We start from the raw sequence: 18,518 nt of genomic DNA on the forward strand, positions 1-18,518 counted from the left end.
CTTGTTTAGGAGTCTTATCCCTTTGTAAAGCCTTAGTATCAGATTTCTGTTCGTCGAGCCAAGATTTTATTCCACGCTTCCTCCAGCCCTTATCTCACGATAAGTACCTTGCGCTTCCTTAGTGGTTGGTCGATGTGTACCCCCACAGTGGACTTTCACCACCTAGATAGTTGCCATGCCTGGCACACTAAAAAAAGAAACTACATTTGCAGTTTCTTCAAGCTAAGGTTTATATGGTATTTTCACTTCGAATAATGTTGAATATTTGTTTGATTCCACATTAATTGTTCCGCCATATTTGAGCACAACTTGTTTCACAATACTAAGTCCGTCTCCTCTTGGAACTCCTCTCTTTTCCGCTTTGGTCGAATAGCCCGCCTGAAAAATTTTGTTAAGGTTTTCCTTTGAAATGGTTGGCCCAATATTCTCTACTCTAAAGATATATTTATTTTGAGTAACACGAGCTTCAATATTGATGAATCTCTCAGATTCAAGTCCTAAAAGTGTGGCGTCAAAGGCATTATCTATTAAATTCGAAAATATTTTAATTAAATCAATCGTATGTATATGCTTAAACAAATGATCATCAACATGGAGGTGCATATCAACCTTTTCATTTTGTGCTCTTGCCCACTTGGACTGGAGCAAAATGAAGAGTGCCGGATTCTTGATGACAACAGGTAATTCCATTGTTTCTACTTCTGTTGTTAATGAGTTCACATATTCGTATGCCCGATCTTCCCGACCAATCTTCATTAATCCCTGGATAACTTGAATATGATTAAGAAAATCATGACGAATCGATCGCATTGTGTGAAGCATTGACTGAAACTCACCCTGGTAGGTCTCCTCCGCATCACCGACCTGAGAGTTCACTTTTTTTCGGTACCAAATTTGAAAAGCTATAAAAATACTAAAAGACAACAGAACTAACACACCACTCATAATGAATGAGGGAATACTTTTTTGCATAACATCCCGTTTTACCTTCTCAACTGATTCATGTGTTAACTCCACATCAAGGGAACCATTAAATCCCTCTTCACTCTTTTTTCTTTCTTGAATTTTTAATAATTCCTCTAAACTAGCAGTATCCCAAAATTCTAACTCCTGGTTTGAAGTCGGCATCGCCAAATGTCCAATTGTCAGATCGATCGTTTTAATCGTATTTAAATAAGTAGCATACAAATTAAATGCTGAAAACACCATGATAAGAAACATTGTTACAGAGATAATGACGGCATACTTTTTCTTTTTACTTTGTCTAATTTTCAGCCACCTCTGTCCCTCGAACTTATCCCTAATGAAAAACTCTATCAAATCAATATCTATAGATAATATACAACAGGTGATATTTTATAGGGTAATTTTTTCTTTATTTTCTAATTTTTTATACTATCAGAAAATATATGAATTTTATGGATGATAGTATAAGAAAAACTAAGGCTTTCGCCATTAGAACTTGGCGACAGGCCAAGTTTTTCTAATCATAAAGGAAAATGGTATATTAAGGAAGGCTAATTCCCTAAAACTCTTCCTAAATTATCATTATACAGCAAAAATAATCCTTTTGTCATATCCAAACATAGAACTTTGAACCTACAAGAATTCTTTTATATCATATACCCTTCCATTTTCTAACGGACCAGATAAAAGATTCATTAATGCCTTTGCCACAAAACTCGGTGAACGAAGCAGCCCTTTTTCATGATATTCCTCGAATTGATTGAGGGATGAGAATTCATCCTTTGTTGCTTTTCTAATTGTTCCTTGCATGTCTGTATCCATAATACCCGGTGAAAATGCAATTGATGTAATATTTGTTCGTTTCTCTTCTTGTTCAACCCCAACCGTTTTAGTATACATATTTAGTCCGGCTTTGGTACTACAATAAGCACTCCATCCTGGAACCGGTCGATTCGCGGCTCCTGATGTGATATTAACAATCACCACATTCGCAGAGGTCCCTTTTGTTTCGCGAATCAAAGCCTCACTTATTAATATCGGTGTTAGTAGATTCAGATGAACATGCAAGATTAACTCCTCTTGCTTAGCATTACCTGCTCCTTTAATCGGATTTACCGTGCCGGCGTTATTGATCAGTGTAATTTTTTGTGCATGACCGATATCCATCATCGATAATAGTTGGTCTATTATCTCAGAAAGCTGCTGTATATCTGACAAATCACATTCAATAAATGACAAAGGTATTTGTTTTTCTGCTGCGACTTTTTCAAGATTTGTGTTCATGGTTCTTGACAAACAAATGATCTTGCAATTTTGATCATTTATTTCATTCACAATTGCTTCTCCTAACCCTCGAGAGGCGCCTGTTACAATATAATAATTCATTTATGTCAGCTCACTTTCATTTGGATCGTCCTTCCAATTCCTTCTTCTTTTTAGCACATGCTACCAAGGAATGCAAGAAGTTCAATTCTCCATATTTGCCTTTGACAAACTAGAACCTTAATACTAAGCTAAAATCAACATATACATATATAAATTGCTAAATAAAGTAGGGATAACATGACAGGATTTTCTAAGGATCCATTTAACTATCATTTTGAACGCCTTGAGGATGTAGCAGAAAAGATTAGTGAAGTCCTTCAATGTCCAATTACAATAGAAGATGTAAATCATCGATTATTAGCATACAGCACCCATGATGACAGAACTGATCCTGCCCGAATCTCCACTATAATAGGTCGAAGAGTTCCTGAAAAAGTCATTAACAGCTTATGGAAAGATGGAACCATTCCAAAACTCCTTCATACAGATGAGCCTATACGAGTTAAAAATATTGATGAAGTTGGTCTTGGCAATCGCATCGCCATTTCTATTTGGAAAAATGATGAGGTACTGGGTTTTATCTGGGCTTTGGAAATTGAAAAGCAGCTCCAGCAATCAGACCTGCTTCTTTTGAAAAAAGCGGCAAGAGCTGTAAAAAATAAAATGCTGAAATTACAAGTTCGTAAAACCAAGAAAGAAGAAAGGAATCAAGAATTTTTTTGGAAGCTTCTCACTGGTCATGTCTCAACAGAGCATGAAATTACTCAAAGTTTCCATGAACTAAACTTACATGTCCCCTCTCCGTTTTCGGTATGCATTTTTAAGTTTCCTCAGGAAATAAATGAAGAAGCAGAAAAGAAACTTTCTTACCTGCTCCAAACCACTCAGCAGGTAACAATTCTTTTATATACATTTGATTTTGATGAACTCATCATTTTATTATCGGCAAAGAGTTCTGCACCCTTAACGGATATCAAACATTTTACTTATTCTACTATTCGTCAGCTTAACGAAAGATATCAATTAAAAAATGTAACGGCAAGTATGGGTGGGATTTTTTCATCACCGGTCTTTATTGAAAAAAGCTATAAAGAAGCGATAGCTGTACATTCACTAAAAAAAAGGTTTCCTAAAGAAACAACGGAATTAACGAGTTTTTCCGAGCTTGGCTTTTATCAGTACTTGGATATTTTATACAACCAACGAAAAGAATCAGGCCATCAGCATTATTCGCTGACAAAATTAAAAGAATACGATCAACGGCACAGCACAAATCTTGTTCACACACTTGAAGTGTTTCTTGACCATGACAGCAACGTCCACGATGCTTCAAAAGCACTTAACATTCATATTAATACACTAAATTATCGACTAAAGAGAATTTCAGAAATCGGTGAACTAAATCTTAAAAATATGAACCAAAAGATCACCATCTACTTACATTTAAAGCTCGATCATATGCCTTTGTGATTTTTCACAAAAGAATTCAAAACCTTTCTCGTTTTTAAACAAAGATATTTATATAATTTTTATTTATACTTGCTTTATTAAATAGAAACTATATAAATATTGCGTTCAAAGGAGGAAGGTTTATTTATGATTATCGGGGTTCCAAAGGAAATAAAAAATAATGAAAACCGGGTAGCCTTAACACCTGGCGGGGTCACACAGTTAGTTGCGTTTGGTCATCGGGTCTTAATTGAAGATCGGGCAGGTGTTGGAAGCGGTTTTGAGAATGAGGATTACAAACAAGCAGGTGCTGAAATTGTAGATAACGCTGAGAAAGTATGGGCAAATTCCGAAATGGTTATGAAAGTAAAAGAACCTCTGCCGTCAGAATATGCATACTTTCGAAAGGGACTAATTTTATTCACATATCTACATCTTGCAGCAGAGCCTGAATTAGCCCAAGCATTAAAAGATCAAGGTGTAACTGCAATCGCTTATGAAACAGTTACCGTAAATCGTGCATTGCCATTGCTTACCCCAATGAGTGAGGTTGCCGGCCGGATGGCAGCACAAATTGGAGCGCAATTTCTTGAAAAACCTAAAGGAGGAAAAGGAATTTTATTAGCAGGTGTTCCCGGAGTAAGTCGTGGAAAAGTTACGATTATCGGGGGTGGTGTAGTCGGTACGAATGCAGCGAAAATGGCGATTGGCTTAGGTGCTGATGTGACGATTATTGATTTAAGTGCAGACCGTTTACGCCAATTAGACGATATATTTGGTACACAAATTAAAACATTAATGTCAAACCCAATGAACATTGCAACATCTGTAGCTGAAGCTGATTTACTTATTTGTGCGGTATTAATTCCTGGAGCTAAAGCGCCAACTCTCGTTACGGAAGAAATGGTCCAAAAAATGAAGCCGGGTTCTGTAATTGTTGATGTTGCGATCGATCAAGGCGGAATCGTTGAAACCGTAGATCATATAACAACACATGATAACCCAACATATGAAAAACACGGTGTCTTACATTATGCGGTTGCTAATATGCCGGGAGCTGTTCCACGTACCTCAACAATTGCTCTTACAAATGTTACAGTACCATACGCATTACAAATGGCCAATACAGGTGCATACCGAGCGATTAGCGAAAGTCCTGCACTTCAAGCCGGAGTCAATGTTATGGATGGGGAAATCACATATAAAGCTGTTGCTGATGATCTTGGATTTTTATACAAGTCAGTTACTGAAGTTTTAAAAAGAGAACATTTAATGAAATAGCTCAATTTTAAAAGCCGTTTAAAAAAGTTTAATTAGATTTCACTTCACTTTTCCTTCATCATCCTTGTTGTTTACCGATACAAATGATAAGGGGGGTGAAACCTTGGATATTGCAGCCTTATCAATCGGATTAAATCAAGCATCTCTAAATCAAAATGTGAGCATTGCATTAGCTAAAAAAGTAATGGAAACTTCACAGCAAAGTAACGAACAACTGTTAAAAGCTATGGAAGCCCCACACCCCAATTTAGGGAAAAGCATTGACGTAAAAGGTTAAATCAAAAGTCCCTGTATGAATATGGGGACTTTTGAAGTCCAATTGTATCATCATTGGTGACAAAAACCTTCCCTAAATGTCGAAATTCCACTAACAATTCTCCTTATAATCCATCCATCCTTTGGAAAAGCTAATGTTATCAGGTAAGACTAGACACAATCATCATCTCAGCATAGTTGCTCTACTATTCATCCACGTCTTGCCTGTAAGTGAATTTTTATCCTACTTTCCCTACTCTTTTTTATAATGATATCGTATACTTTATAAAAACGTTTTTATCATTTTTTTTAAATCAATGAACAATTAATAGAAAAATTAATAGTATAGTACAACCTCCGAATTATTTTTTGACAGTTATCCTACGGTAACTGTCTTTTTTACATCCTATTTTATCTTGATCTGTCCTATGCCTCAATCAAAACTGTACCTTTGCTCAAGCCAAGGGTTACCCTCCATATGATAGCCGTTTCTTTCCCAAAAGCCGGGATGATTATGCTCTGTAAACTGGATTCCTCTTATCCATTTTGCGCTCTTCCAAAAATAGAGATGAGGAATAACGGCTCGAAGTGGGAAACCATGCTCGGGAGTTAACGGTTCATTGTTAAAGCTATGAGCTAGTATAGTTGTTTCTCTCATAAAGTCATCAATTGGTAGATTAGTCGTCCACCCTTCTTCTGCATAGAGGATAACGTATCTGGCATCAGAGTGAACAGTAATTCCTTCTAATAAATCTACCGTTTTAACTCCCTGCCAACATGCATCTAATTTCGACCACCCCGTAACACAATGAATATCATTTATTTGTTCTGACTGAGGGTATTCCTCTTTTAATTCCTTTAATGTAAGAAGCTTAGGATTATCGACTAATCCATAAATTTGTAAATTCCACTTACTAATATCATCATAGTAAGGAACATTTCCCGTATGTAAAACTGGAAATGAGGTTGTAACATTTTGATTTGGTGGAACCCTTCCGGAAGGATGTGTTTTTTTCTGTTTTCCAAAATACATGACAATACCTCCATCACTCCATTATGTTAACTTATATTAAAAATAAGTTGACAATCTTTTCTGGATTATATTATTCTTTTTTTAAGGATTTGTTTAGAAGGGGGAAATACAATGAAACGAAAATTAACTACATACGATATTTCATTAGCCGGTATGTTTGCAGCACTAATGGCTATTGGTGCTAATATTACGTCTTGGGCGCCATTTCTTCAAGTAGCAGGTGTTCCATTATCAATGCAGCCTTTTTTCTGTATATTAGCAGGGCTTTTATTAGGAAGCAGGCTTGGTGCATTGTCGATGATTATTTATGCATTAGTTGGAATTGCAGGCGCGCCTGTTTTCGCTCAGTTTAGCGGTGGAATTAGCGTGATTTTCCAAAGCACCGGCGGATTTATTTTATCTTATATTGTTGCCGCTTATGCAGCAGGTAAAATTCTGGAGGTTAGTAAAGAAAAGAAACTGACTGTTTTCATGGCTGCCTCATTTGTTGGAATTGTTCTTATTTATATTGTCGGGACAACGTATATGTGGCTTGCCTTAAATGTATGGTTAAATGTTCCGATGTCATACGGTGCTGCTTGGGGAGTTATGGCATGGTTTATTGTGAAAGATGTTGCTTTTACAGTTTTAGGTGCACTGCTTGCTCCCCGTATTTATTATGCTGTGACGAAGGCGGTTAATAAAAGAATTGCTGCTTAATTTATAAAAAGCCTTTGTCAATGACAAAGGCTTTTTTATTTATTTAATACTTTCATCATATCTTTCTAAGTATTGTTGCTCTTGTTCTTCTGACATGATACCGGTTGCTTTTCCGATTGTTCCTCCTTGAATACTCCAGATGGCATTGTGATCTTCATCAGCTTGTGAGAAATCACCTTCCTTCCAGCGGGTTAATATGTCCATCATTACTTCTTCATGTTCATGCTGACCATTTTCTACAGCATTGGATAGAAACAAGATTCGCTCATCTGTCATTTCGTAATGTAGCCACTTTTCATCTGCAATTACCTTTTGATGAGACATTCCGTGCATATAATTAAGAATATCATCTTCAGATAATGATGCCTGCTCACTTCCGAACGGATTATTACTCATTACTACTTCTTCAGATACAACCTCCTCTGGAGTTTTCGCGCTTTCTTCAACGTCTTCTACCTTCTGTGCAGTTGTTGGAGTTGCTTTTTGATTCAACATATCAAAAAGAATATACCCTAAAAATCCGAAACAAACAGCAACAACTACTACACTAGCTAATATCCACTTATGCTTTTTTATCCAAGACACGATAACACCCTCCTTAGAAGTATTTTACTTGTTAGCTTAATCAATAGCTTATCTATCAAAAAGAATAATGATTCTATAAGATAAAGATAGTCTAGTATCATCATACAATGGATAAATTAGGTTAAACAAGGAAAGACTTTGTCGAAATAAATCAGATTCATATTTTTTTACTATTCTGTTCTATTATATGTATAATGTTTACTAGTTTTGGTTATAAAAATAGTAGAGTACATGAAAGAGGTGTGAATATGAAAACATTAGTTGTAAAAAAATATTTCTTAGTTACAAAGGATAGAGAAGCATTCGAGAGTGAGATACTGGAGCACCATCCCGAATTGATAGAAACGATACTTGGATGGGATGACGAAGAATTGGTGGAACATTTACATATAATTAAGAAAAGCGCAAGCGAATCGATCAGCACCGACAAGCATAAGGCGATTTAGAATAGAAGGCGTTCTTTGTCTTCAATTCCAAATTGACTAGACCCTAGAGGGGCTAGGCGCTGGAGCTAGACACCTGCACTAAGTACAAGATTTGAAACTTTCTTATCTGTTTGAAAAAAAAACTTGGTAAAATAAAACCAAGTTTTTTCCTTTATGTTCTTCTATAGAATTATAGCTGCGATCCAACCGAAAATAATAAGTGGAATATTATAGTGAACAAAGGTCGGCACACATGTATCCCAAATATGATGATGATTTCCATCTGCAGCTAAACCAGATGTTGGACCAAGTGTACTGTCAGATGCAGGTGAGCCTGCATCTCCAAGGGCTGCGGCTGTTCCTACTATCGTAACAGTTGCCATTGGGCTAAATCCTAACTCCAGACATAGTGGAACGAAAATAGTCGTGATAATAGGAATTGTTGAAAAGGATGAACCAATCCCCATTGTGATGAGAAGACCAACAATTAACATTAACAATGCACCAAGTGCCTGATTACCATCAATTAACCCGGCAGCATCTTCTACAAGCTTTTCAACATGTCCAGTTTCTTTTAACACACTGGCAAATCCTGATGCTGTAATCATAACGAAGCCAATAAAGGCCATCATCTTCATTCCGTTTGTCATCATTGCATCTGCTTCATTACGCTTTAGTACACCACCAAGATATAATATACTTAAGCCGGCTAACGCACCAAAAATCATCCCTTCAACCTCAAGCTTTTGGGATAAAAAGAGTTGAACAGAGAGTGATACTAATATGGCGAGAACGGCAATAGTAATACTTCTTTTTGTATACACTTGTGTCACTTGTAGACCTGATATTTCACGGGTTTCATATTGTCTTTTTTTACGATAAGTAATGAAAACCGCTATAAGCAGGCCACACACCATGCCAATAGCCGGGATGGCCATTGCTGTTGGAATAGAAGATAAGGAAACAGTTAATCCACTCTCCTGCATATTCGTTTGCATGATCCCGTGAAAGATGGCCCCAAACCCAACAGGTAAAAACATATATGGCGTAATTAATCCAAATGTCATAACTGCTGCAATTAATCGGCGATCTACTTCAAGCTGATTCAAAACTTTCAAAAGGGGTGGAATAAGCACCGGGATAAATGCAATATGTACCGGTACCAGATTTTGAGAAAAAATCGCCATCATTAAGATTAAAAATACAATAAGTGCCTTAGATAACGTTTTTCTTCTCGTTTCTCCCTCACGTCCAACAATTTTTATCACACTAGAAACCATCGCATCAGGTAATCCTGTTTTCGTTAAGGCAACAGCAAATGCTCCTAGTAAGGCATAACTTAGCGCTACAGTTGCATTTCCACCTAATCCGTTTGTAAATGTCTCAATCGTTGCGGCTAACCCTAAACCTCCTGTTAGACCACCTATTAAAGCTCCAATCACAAGAGCAAAAACAACATTTATTCTTAATAAACTTAAAATTAGCATAACAATTACTGCTATTATGACTGCATTCACCGTCAAGACCCCCGAAATCCTTTAGTTTGCTAATATAGTAGAGAAATAAAACATCGAAAATAAACTTATCATATTTGGTTGAAATCTGTCAATTAGTATATCAAGATATTATTTTTAAAACATACAAGTCTCCGGCATCCCAATTTATATAAAAGCCCTTTCATTTTCTTTTTTTAATAAATCTTCAACTTTTTATATTAAAATTATTTCCAGTTTGTCCGATATAAACACTGGTCAAGTTTACATAAGTAATTTTCGGCCAAGCAACGGCAAACTTATTGAAAAATAAGGACGCAAAACTATGGGTCTAAGGCAATCGCTATGACCGCCAAGTTGCAAATGCTAATTCCATTCCCTTCTTGGTTGTTCATCTTAGATCCTCGCTACAAAAGAGAGGAGACATACAATGTCAAAAGGTAGTTATGAAATTAAAGTAAATCATGGTGCAAAAATTGTGGAGATGTATATTGGCGGTACATTTACTCCAACAGATGTGCAAAACTTCGTCAGTGATTATCAGAAAGAGGTTTCAGCTATTAACGCTCCTGTTTATACTTTAGAGATCGATTGTTCCTATATGGACCTTCTTAAACAGGAAATGATTCCAAGCTTAGAAAATTCCTACAAGATGTATAAGGAATCCGGATTCAAAAAAGTTATTTTCAAAATTAAGCAAAATCCTGTTTTAAAACTTCAATTAAATCGCCTTGCAAGAAATACAGGATTAACCAATGCTGAAGTAATAGAAGGTTAATAACTTTCAGGATGAATCAAAGTACTATACCTTGACTCATCCTCTTTTTTTATTTCACACTTATATAGGAGGAATACACTTTGCAATTTGTAAAAATACATTCTGTTGATATTTATCATCCAACAACAGTTGTTGATAACACATATTTTATCAATCATTTTCAACAGAGAGAAAAAGATATTACACGGTTTCTTGATCATATGGGAAGAAAAGAACGTTATATCATTGATAATCCAGACGAGAATAGTTTAACAATGGCAATTGAAGCAGCCAAACGTGTTCTTACTAAAGCTAAAATGAGTGGAAAAGATATTGATTTAATTATGTTCTCATCACAAATTCCTGAATACACATTTCCTACAAATGCTACATATTTACACGATGCTATTGGGGCTGGTTCACAAACCATTCTATTAGATTCAAATGCCAATTGCGCCGGCATGACTGTCGCTGTCGATTATACTTCAAGGTATATGTTAACAAGTAAGGAGATTAAAACCGCCTTAATAGTTGGGTCAGATTATAACTCTATCATTAGCGATCCTGAAGATGAAATAACATTTTCAAATTATGGTGATGCAGCGGCTGCTGTTATATTAGAAAAAACGGATGTTGAAACAGGTTTTATTGACTCCATTTATTTTACAGACTCGATTAATAAGGATAAAATTTTATATCCCGCAAAAGGCTTATCCAATGTTCTCCAAAACAAGGAACCTGGAAAGTATATCAAGTGGCTTCCTTTTGATGGGAATATTGCCCTGCCTCCTACTTATGAAATGATCCAAAAACTATTGGAACGTAATAATTTACAAGCAAGTGATATCAGTTGTTATTGCTTTTCTCAATTTTCTTTAGCCAATATTTTAAAAATACAAGAGAAGTTTGACATACATGATAAACAAATTGTTTATGTTGGTGATCGTTTCGGATATACGGGTACCTCCAGCCCGTTTCTTGCATTACACGAAGCAATAAATAGGGGAACTATTAAAAGAGGAGATTATATTTTATTTTGGACAATCGGTTCCGGTTACCAATTAGTATCCATGTTATTTAAATATTAATAGATGTATAAAAATATCACGAGTGACAGATACATCATGTAAGTAACTGCCACTCGTGTTCGCCACCAAATTCCCTACACATAATTACTGTTATTGACCAACTTCAAACCTCTCAACAAATGTTGCTAAGGTTCTCGCCATTACACCTGTTGCACCTGATGGGCCAAGTTCGCTTTCTTTTGACGTTGTTGCTGTACCCGCAATATCAAGATGTACCCATGGTGTATGTTCAGCAAATTCACCAATAAAGGTTCCTGCCATTATTGCATGCCCTTCTCGACCAGGTGAATTATTCAGATCAGCCATTTTACTATTTCGAACTCTTTTTTTATCGTTTTCCGAAATCGGCAAACGCCAAACAGGCTCATCACATTCATGTGATGCTTGAAGAACTTGTTCAAACATCTCTTCATTATTTGTCATAGCACCAGTCGTTTCAGTTCCTAAAGCAATGATGACTCCCCCTGTTAATGTCGCAACATCAACTAAGTAATTCGCTCCATGGAATTTTGCATATGTAACGCCGTCTGCTAGAGCCAAACGACCTTCTGCATCCGTATTTAGGACCTCAATCGTTTTACCGCTTAAAGAAACAATGACATCATCAGGCTTAAATGCTCCTCCACTTATCATATTATCTGTTGATGGAATTACAGCTACAACATTTTGTTCAGGTCTTGTTTCACCAATAATCTCCATTGCTCCAAGTACTGCTGCCGCACCACCCATATCTGTTTTCATGCCGACAATTCCATCCTTAGGTTTGATAGAGTAACCACCTGTATCATAGGTAATTCCTTTTCCAACAAGTCCAATAACATCTTTCCATTCTTCTTTTCCTTGATACTTTAACACAATCATTTTTGGAGGCTCTTCTGACCCTTTGTTGACAGCCAACAGAGCCCCCATCCCAAGACGCTCCATATCTTCCTTTTCAAGAATCTCATACTCAAAATTGTATCTCTTGGCAAGCTCTACAGAATACGAGGCTAATTCTGTCGCTGTTAACAGATTAGGTGGCATATTCGTTAGTGTTCTTGCACTGTTTGTACCTGTCCCAAATGCATATCCAACCTCGAGACTTGATTTTATTTCATCCAGTTTTCCATTTTCTGAAAAGATATAAACCGTTTCAATCTTTTTTTCAGGTTCATTAGATTTTAGCTTATAATCTAAAATTTTATATGTCGCGAGGACAGAAGCCTCTGAAAGCGCGTGGGCAATATCATTTATGTCATTTTCTTCATTGCGAAAAGAGTCAAGTGCAAAAGCAATACTTTGATGTTTTGCCTTTTGAATGGTTTGAAATAACTCTCCAAATGCTCTCTTTAATCGATCAAAGGTTAGGTTCTCCTCTTTTCCCAATCCAACAAAGTAAATACGTTTAAAAGAATGCTTCCCCAGGGTATGTAGCTTAGTAATTGATTTGTATTTTGTTTGCAGGTCTCCGTCTCTTAATAACTGAGATAGATCACCTTTGAGTTGTTCATCGATCTCACTAGCTAAACCTGTTAGTTTGCTTGTTTTTTGATATAGTCCAATAACAAGTGTTTCTTGATCTTTGATTTGTTCTAAGTGATGATGTACTTTAAATATCATCTCTGCACCTCCATATATGTATACAGTTCCATTTTAAAGCACAAAGTTTAAAAAGTATAATAAGGTGTAAATGAATAAGTGAAAAAGGTTTTCTAAACAAATTCTTTTCACGAGTAGAAGATGCAGGATGGTTATATGCTATAATGAAGAAAATCTTTTTATCCCATTTTTCTATCTATTTACAGTTTAGAGAGGTTTTATGCTGTTGAATCTAGGGCATTAGATCAAGGTGAAATGACTCCAATCACTCTGTTTAAATAGATGAATACTTCGTTAGAATGCAGAATGAAAGGAGCATAACATTGGAATTACTATATAATTTTCCCTTACTCGCTTCTCTGGCGGCTATTTTCTTTGCACAATTCATTAAAGTTCCGATCTACTTTATTGTTTCAAAAAAATTGGATTGGTCTTTAATCACAAGTACAGGAGGAATGCCGAGTTCGCATTCTGCAGCTGTTACTGCCCTTTCAACAGGTGTTGCACTTGATCATGGCTTGGATTCCTCCATCTTTGCTATTTCGGCTGTATTCGCCATTATTACCATGTTTGATGCAACTGGAGTCAGAAGACATGCCGGTGAACAAGCAACTGTACTTAATCAGCTTGTATTAGATTTCAATAAATTCGTTGAAGAAGCAAAGGTCTGGCCTAAAAAGGCTGAGCAGGATAAACAAAAAAAATTAAAAGAACTGCTTGGTCATCAACCAATTGAAGTATTTTTTGGGGGATTAACAGGTATATTACTTGCTTTATTTTTACATTATCTTTTTATGATGTAGATTCAGGGCTAAAACGAAATGATTTTTACATAAAAAAAGCTAGTGGCTGCGTACCATTAGCTTTTTGTTTTACTTTTTATATATTTTTGCCTAAATACCTGCATAGATTCTTCTTCATTTAAATTTTTTAATTGTTCTTCTGTTAATGTTCCATCACCCATTTGTACAACATAAACATCCAATTGTTTTTTTCCCCAGCTATTATATACGTCTTTTACTGTTTCATAATAGAGATCCAATCGGTTTCCTTTAATTGCTCCACCTTTATCAGCTACAACTCCATATCCATATCCAGGAATGAAGAGGATTGTCCCTAAGGGGAATACGTCTAAATCAGCTGCAACCGTTGAATATAGGTCACGTTTTACTTTAACACCTGAATATGTAATTCCATAGCTTGGATGATTAGGGCTTTTACCAGTTGATTCTACACCCGCTGTATATCCTGTTGCCACTACTTTTTTCACCGGGTATTGTGACCAATCAATAGCTTCTTCTAATGACATATCTTGATTAACCGCCTCAACACGTGAAGATATTTCTGTTTGGACAGTTGGTTCACTATTCATTGTCTTAAATGTGAGTCCTAAAACACGAAATGTACCACTTTCTTCACCAATTGTAAGATTCTTAGCATACCATTTCACCACATCTTTTGCTTCAACTCCGGATATAACTTCAAAAGTTGTGGTTAGTGCACAAAGAAATAATATCGACATGAAAAGCCTTCTACACATTCTTTTTATACTGATCATATCTTCCCTATTCACTCCTCTCACAAATCTATTCGTTCCCAATTTGTTGAGGAAATATTCATTTTTAACAGGAAACATACTTTACCAGTTTGAAAGCCACTCCCAAATTTTTACAAAAAACACAACAAAAAGGCTGATTATCAACAATGTGAAAATCAGCCTTTTTGTTATGTTTTTAAAACATTTGGTAACCTCTTTTTCGAAGCATTTTAATGATTATGCCTGAAAGAATTGCTCCAATTAGTCCTGAAGATAAAATCAGTATGTCAGCTAAAGCTAATGACAGAATTTTATTTCCTAACGCTGAGAATGAGGCACCGGGTTTTTGAAAATATTCTATAAATCTTACATTATCTATAATAAAAATACAGACAATTGGGTACACAATTGCCATAATCCAAGACATGCGTAAGAGCATATTTAATAAAAATCCAATACCGAAAAATAAAACTAAAAATAATAGCATTGATATTAGTAAAACAGGTAAGCTTAACATGTCTATCACCTCCATTACACCATTTTTAGTGTACTGAACAAAAGATAGACAGTCAATCATAACTTAGTGAACGTTTTATGACTTCTTCCCAGTTCCCTCACAGCTATTACAAGTTTCGGAGCCACCTAAGATCAATTGAAAATATCCTTTTCCATCACAGTACGGACATTCCTTCGTCTCTACCTTAGTTGTTGTACTCATATAAAGTCTCTCCTTTAGTAAATAAATGGTTATAATACAATATACCAATTATTCTGACAATAATAAAGGAAGAAAATCTAACAGAGATGTTTATGTAAGCGAATACAACATATATTTCCTTTGAATTTCTTTATCTTGCTTATTTTTAGAAAATTACAAAAATAAAGTATAGGAACTATATCCAAATTGATTCCCCGGATGAATGTGATCATATTTAATTAATTTCGGCTTTATATTTCTATTTGCCAAATCTTTAATCAAATTCGATGACTCACGATTCAGGACTAATTCTTCGGGTAGCATGAAGATTACTTCCTCCAGCTCTTTCTCTTGAACAACAATATCCTTTGTTATGGCAGTTAAAGAAAAAATAATCATGTTATCACTTATGTGGTCTCCAATTACACCTGACCTAATCCCAACTACTCCATTAACGGTAGCTGTAATCCCTGTCTCTTCTTTAATTTCTCTTAATACGGCTTCATCAATGGTTTCACCCTGCTCGACAAATCCGGCAGGAAGGGACCACAGTCCTTTTAGTCCACCATATTTTTTTTTAACAACAAGCCACTCACCATTCTCATTCTCGACAATACCTGAAACAGCAAGCCAGACATTTCCACTTTTAGAGTGACTCAACTAACACCACTTCTCCTTTTTAAAAAGGACAAGAGCAAAAGCTCTTGTCCCCCAACTATATTATAGAATATTAAATTTACCTTTTTTCAGTACTAATGAAGGTCCACCAACCATATATAATGCACGGTTATCGATCATTTTCTTCATAAATGATGCTTTTGTTCCAACAAGTTTTTTACCAAACACAACACCAACTGCATCATCTTCACCAAGGGAAGCTACAGATCCTTTAATGTCTGGTGTAAAAGTACCCATTTCTCCGCGTCCACGAATGGCAACTGCCAAGTTTTTCGCACAAGTTTCACCTTGTTGCATCGCAATTTGAGCTGTTGGAGGATATGGACGATTAATTTCTTCGTTGATAATTAATGAACAATCTCCGATGATGAATACTTCATCATGTCCTGGAGCACGTAAGTATCCATCAACTTTTACACGGCCACGCATGTTTTCAAAGCCTGCTTCTTCCACAACGCTGTTACCACGTACACCTGCAGCCCATACAACCGTACCAGCTTTAATTGTTTCAAGCTCCTCACCTTTTGCAACGATGATTCCATCTTCGATACATTCTTTAATAGCTGTACCGATCATGAATTCTACACCTTTCTTTTGAAGGTGATTTACAGCATAATCAACTAACTCAGGATCAAATCCAGGAAGTGCTGTTGGTGCTGCTTCAACACAAAGGATACGCACTTTCTTGAAATCAATATCATATTCTTTGCAAAGCTCAGGAATTCTGTTTCCAAGTTCACCTAAGAACTCGATACCCGTGAATCCTGCTCCACCTACTACGATAGTTAAACGCTCATCCTTCTTCTCTGCTTCCATATTGTATGTTGCAAATTGGTATTCAAGATGCTCACGTAATTGTCTAGCTGAGTCAATGCTTGTAATTCCAAATGCAAATTCTTTTAATCCTTTAATACCGAAAGTTTCAGGATGTGCACCTAATGAGATCACTAAATAGTCATACTCAACCTCACCGTTTTCTAACACAACTTTTTTTGCTTCTTTATCAATTGAAACAACTGTGTCTTTCACAAACTTCACACGATTATTGTCAATGATATCTTTAATTTGATAGCGAGCTCGATCGTGATGCAGTGTACCTGCTGAAGCTTCATGTAACCATGTTGTTTCATAGTGATAATCATTTCTATTCACTAACGTAATTTCTGCTTCATCAACACTGATTTGTTTTTGTAAACGAGTAATTGTAATTAATCCACCATAACCTGCACCTAAAATAACGACTCTTGGCTTTCTCACCGATACATCCACCTTTTCCTTAGAATTGTTGTCAAATTCGAATGATGTTTATTACTTATAATCCACCGAATCACAACATTTTATTTAGTTTAAGAGATAAAACTTTGTGAAATGATTCACTTACCAAAACACACGTTGGTTATTTTCTCTTAGAAATACATATAAATATATATAATTACGCCTATATTCCATATTATCTATACTATCATTTTTTTTCAAGTAGTTTTTTCTTACAAGGTAGTATATTTTTTTTTGAAAATATACTATAATTTAGAATATTTCGCCATTTTCAAATTAAAGCTACAAAGTTTGTAGGACATGAAATAACAGAGCTGGATATGATAAGATTCTGACATAGGTGAAAAAAGGAGGATGTTTTGTGAAAGAAGATACGAAAGTTTATGATATAACCATTATCGGGGGAGGTCCTGTAGGATTATTTACAGCTTTCTATGGTGGAATGCGACAAGCAAGTGTCAAAATTATTGAGAGCCTTCCACAATTAGGCGGACAGCTTTCTACATTATATCCTGAAAAATACATATATGATGTTGCAGGCTTTCCAAAAGTAAGAGCTCAGGAACTTGTAGACAATTTAAAAGAACAAATGGGGCAGTTTTCCCCTACAATCGTTCTGGAACAAGCAGTAGAACAACTTGACAAACAAGCAGACGGTGTTTTTAAGCTTACCACTAACAGTGAGGTTCATTATACGAAGACAATTATTATTACGGCTGGAAACGGTGCGTTCCAACCTAGAAAACTAGAGCTTGAGCATACTGAAAAATATGAAAGTGAAAACTTACATTATTTTGTGGATGATTTAAATAAATTTGCTGGTCGAAATGTTGCAATCCTTGGCGGAGGTGATTCTGCTGTTGATTGGGCACTAATGCTAGAACCTATTGCTAAAAATGTAAAATTAATTCATCGACGTGATAAATTCAGAGCTCACGAACATAGTGTTGAGCTTTTAAAAAAATCAAATGTTGATATTCTTACACCATTTGTCCCATCAGAGGTTCTCGGTGAAACAACTATTACGCAATTAGTTTTAGAAGAGGTAAAAGGTGACCGTAAAGAAGTGATCGAAATTGATGATCTTATCGTGAATTACGGCTTTGTTTCTTCGCTTGGTCCAATTAAAAATTGGGGTTTAACCATCGAAAAAAATTCTATTGTGGTCAATTCCAAAATGGAAACAAATATTGAAGGAATTTATGCTGCCGGAGATATTTGTACGTATGACGGTAAAGTGAAGCTAATTGCGAGTGGATTCGGTGAAGCACCGACGGCTGTAAATAATGCAAAAGCCTTCTTGGATCCCAAAGCACGTGTTCAACCTTTACACAGTACCAGCCTTTTTAATTAACTATAAGAAAAAAACGACTACTGAATTTTCAGATAGTCGTTT

The 18,518-nt window shown here is 35.9% G+C and carries 20 protein-coding genes and 1 riboswitch; of the genes, 9 read left to right on the forward strand and 11 right to left on the reverse strand.

The window, feature by feature from the left end; genetic code table 11:
- Positions 1–222: 222 nt before the first annotated feature.
- Complete coding sequence (locus BK577_RS01400; RefSeq protein WP_078431274.1) at positions 223–1,320, reverse strand: sensor histidine kinase; 1,098 nt, start codon at positions 1,318–1,320, stop codon at positions 223–225.
- A gap of 279 nt (positions 1,321–1,599) precedes the next feature.
- On the reverse strand, positions 1,600–2,352 hold the full coding sequence (locus BK577_RS01405; RefSeq protein ID WP_078431275.1) for a (S)-benzoin forming benzil reductase: 753 nt from the start codon (positions 2,350–2,352) through the stop codon (positions 1,600–1,602).
- Between the two features lie 177 nt (positions 2,353–2,529).
- On the opposite strand from BK577_RS01405, the gene BK577_RS01410 reads away from it, so the two are divergent.
- The 3 genes from BK577_RS01410 (at position 2,530) to BK577_RS01420 (ending at position 5,299) form a co-directional block, all read left to right on the forward strand.
- A complete protein-coding gene (locus tag BK577_RS01410) occupies positions 2,530–3,762 on the forward strand; it encodes a sporulation transcriptional activator AdeR (RefSeq protein WP_078431276.1) in 1,233 nt (410 codons plus the stop codon).
- A gap of 126 nt (positions 3,763–3,888) precedes the next feature.
- On the forward strand, positions 3,889–5,022 hold the full coding sequence (gene ald, locus BK577_RS01415; protein WP_078431277.1) for an alanine dehydrogenase: 1,134 nt from the start codon (positions 3,889–3,891) through the stop codon (positions 5,020–5,022).
- A gap of 103 nt (positions 5,023–5,125) precedes the next feature.
- Positions 5,126–5,299 carry a YjfB family protein gene (locus tag BK577_RS01420; protein ID WP_078431278.1) on the forward strand — a complete coding sequence of 58 codons (174 nt, stop codon included), beginning with the start codon at positions 5,126–5,128 and terminating at the stop codon, positions 5,297–5,299.
- A gap of 411 nt (positions 5,300–5,710) precedes the next feature.
- On the opposite strand, the gene BK577_RS01425 is transcribed toward BK577_RS01420, so the two are convergent.
- On the reverse strand, positions 5,711–6,310 hold the full coding sequence (locus tag BK577_RS01425) for a sulfite oxidase-like oxidoreductase (RefSeq protein WP_078431279.1): 600 nt from the start codon (positions 6,308–6,310) through the stop codon (positions 5,711–5,713).
- Positions 6,311–6,421: 111 nt separating this feature from the next.
- On the opposite strand from BK577_RS01425, the gene BK577_RS01430 reads away from it, so the two are divergent.
- Positions 6,422–7,009 (forward strand): biotin transporter BioY, encoded by a 588-nt coding sequence (locus BK577_RS01430; protein WP_078431280.1) that lies wholly within the window; start codon positions 6,422–6,424, stop codon positions 7,007–7,009.
- A gap of 39 nt (positions 7,010–7,048) precedes the next feature.
- Here the strand turns inward: BK577_RS01430 and BK577_RS01435 are convergent, their stop codons facing one another.
- Complete coding sequence (locus tag BK577_RS01435; RefSeq protein ID WP_078431281.1) at positions 7,049–7,594, reverse strand: DUF6241 domain-containing protein; 546 nt, start codon at positions 7,592–7,594, stop codon at positions 7,049–7,051.
- Positions 7,595–7,842: 248 nt separating this feature from the next.
- On the opposite strand from BK577_RS01435, the gene BK577_RS01440 reads away from it, so the two are divergent.
- A complete protein-coding gene (locus tag BK577_RS01440) occupies positions 7,843–8,040 on the forward strand; it encodes a hypothetical protein (protein WP_078431282.1) in 198 nt (65 codons plus the stop codon).
- A 161-nt stretch (positions 8,041–8,201) separates the two neighbouring features.
- On the opposite strand, the gene BK577_RS01445 is transcribed toward BK577_RS01440, so the two are convergent.
- Positions 8,202–9,536, reverse strand: coding sequence for a Na+/H+ antiporter family protein (locus BK577_RS01445; protein ID WP_078431283.1), 1,335 nt, complete (start codon positions 9,534–9,536; stop codon positions 8,202–8,204).
- Between the two features lie 258 nt (positions 9,537–9,794).
- Positions 9,795–9,877, forward strand: a riboswitch (cyclic di-GMP riboswitch).
- Between the two features lie 65 nt (positions 9,878–9,942).
- Between BK577_RS01445 and BK577_RS01450 the strand changes: the two genes are divergently transcribed.
- A complete protein-coding gene (locus BK577_RS01450; RefSeq protein ID WP_078431284.1) occupies positions 9,943–10,290 on the forward strand; it encodes a hypothetical protein in 348 nt (115 codons plus the stop codon).
- Positions 10,291–10,370: 80 nt separating this feature from the next.
- Positions 10,371–11,357, forward strand: coding sequence for a ketoacyl-ACP synthase III (locus tag BK577_RS01455; RefSeq protein WP_078431285.1), 987 nt, complete (start codon positions 10,371–10,373; stop codon positions 11,355–11,357).
- 90 nt (positions 11,358–11,447) lie between these two features.
- On the opposite strand, the gene BK577_RS01460 is transcribed toward BK577_RS01455, so the two are convergent.
- Positions 11,448–12,953: a leucyl aminopeptidase gene (locus tag BK577_RS01460; RefSeq protein WP_180321210.1), complete on the reverse strand. Its 1,506-nt coding sequence runs from the start codon at positions 12,951–12,953 to the stop codon at positions 11,448–11,450.
- A 305-nt stretch (positions 12,954–13,258) separates the two neighbouring features.
- On the opposite strand from BK577_RS01460, the gene BK577_RS01465 reads away from it, so the two are divergent.
- Entirely contained in the window at positions 13,259–13,738 is a 480-nt protein-coding gene (locus BK577_RS01465) for a divergent PAP2 family protein (protein ID WP_078431287.1), read from the forward strand.
- A gap of 56 nt (positions 13,739–13,794) precedes the next feature.
- Here the strand turns inward: BK577_RS01465 and BK577_RS01470 are convergent, their stop codons facing one another.
- The 5 genes from BK577_RS01470 to BK577_RS01485 form a co-directional block, all read right to left on the reverse strand.
- On the reverse strand, positions 13,795–14,493 hold the full coding sequence (locus BK577_RS01470) for a 3D domain-containing protein (protein WP_078431288.1): 699 nt from the start codon (positions 14,491–14,493) through the stop codon (positions 13,795–13,797).
- Positions 14,494–14,668: 175 nt separating this feature from the next.
- Positions 14,669–14,989, reverse strand: coding sequence for a YuiB family protein (locus tag BK577_RS01475; RefSeq protein ID WP_078431289.1), 321 nt, complete (start codon positions 14,987–14,989; stop codon positions 14,669–14,671).
- 75 nt (positions 14,990–15,064) lie between these two features.
- Complete coding sequence (locus tag BK577_RS25840) at positions 15,065–15,190, reverse strand: YuiA family protein (protein WP_169908055.1); 126 nt, start codon at positions 15,188–15,190, stop codon at positions 15,065–15,067.
- 153 nt (positions 15,191–15,343) lie between these two features.
- Positions 15,344–15,829 (reverse strand): NUDIX domain-containing protein, encoded by a 486-nt coding sequence (locus BK577_RS01480; RefSeq protein ID WP_078431290.1) that lies wholly within the window; start codon positions 15,827–15,829, stop codon positions 15,344–15,346.
- Positions 15,830–15,889: 60 nt separating this feature from the next.
- On the reverse strand, positions 15,890–17,104 hold the full coding sequence (locus tag BK577_RS01485; protein WP_078431291.1) for an NAD(P)/FAD-dependent oxidoreductase: 1,215 nt from the start codon (positions 17,102–17,104) through the stop codon (positions 15,890–15,892).
- 379 nt (positions 17,105–17,483) lie between these two features.
- Here BK577_RS01485 and yumC point away from each other — a divergent pair, with 379 nt between their 5' ends.
- Positions 17,484–18,476, forward strand: coding sequence for a ferredoxin--NADP reductase 2 (gene yumC, locus BK577_RS01490; protein WP_078431292.1), 993 nt, complete (start codon positions 17,484–17,486; stop codon positions 18,474–18,476).
- Positions 18,477–18,518: the final 42 nt, after the last annotated feature.

The sequence above is a fragment of the Metabacillus halosaccharovorans genome (assembly GCF_002019635.1).
Classification (GTDB): Bacteria; Bacillota; Bacilli; order Bacillales; family Bacillaceae; genus Metabacillus; species Metabacillus halosaccharovorans.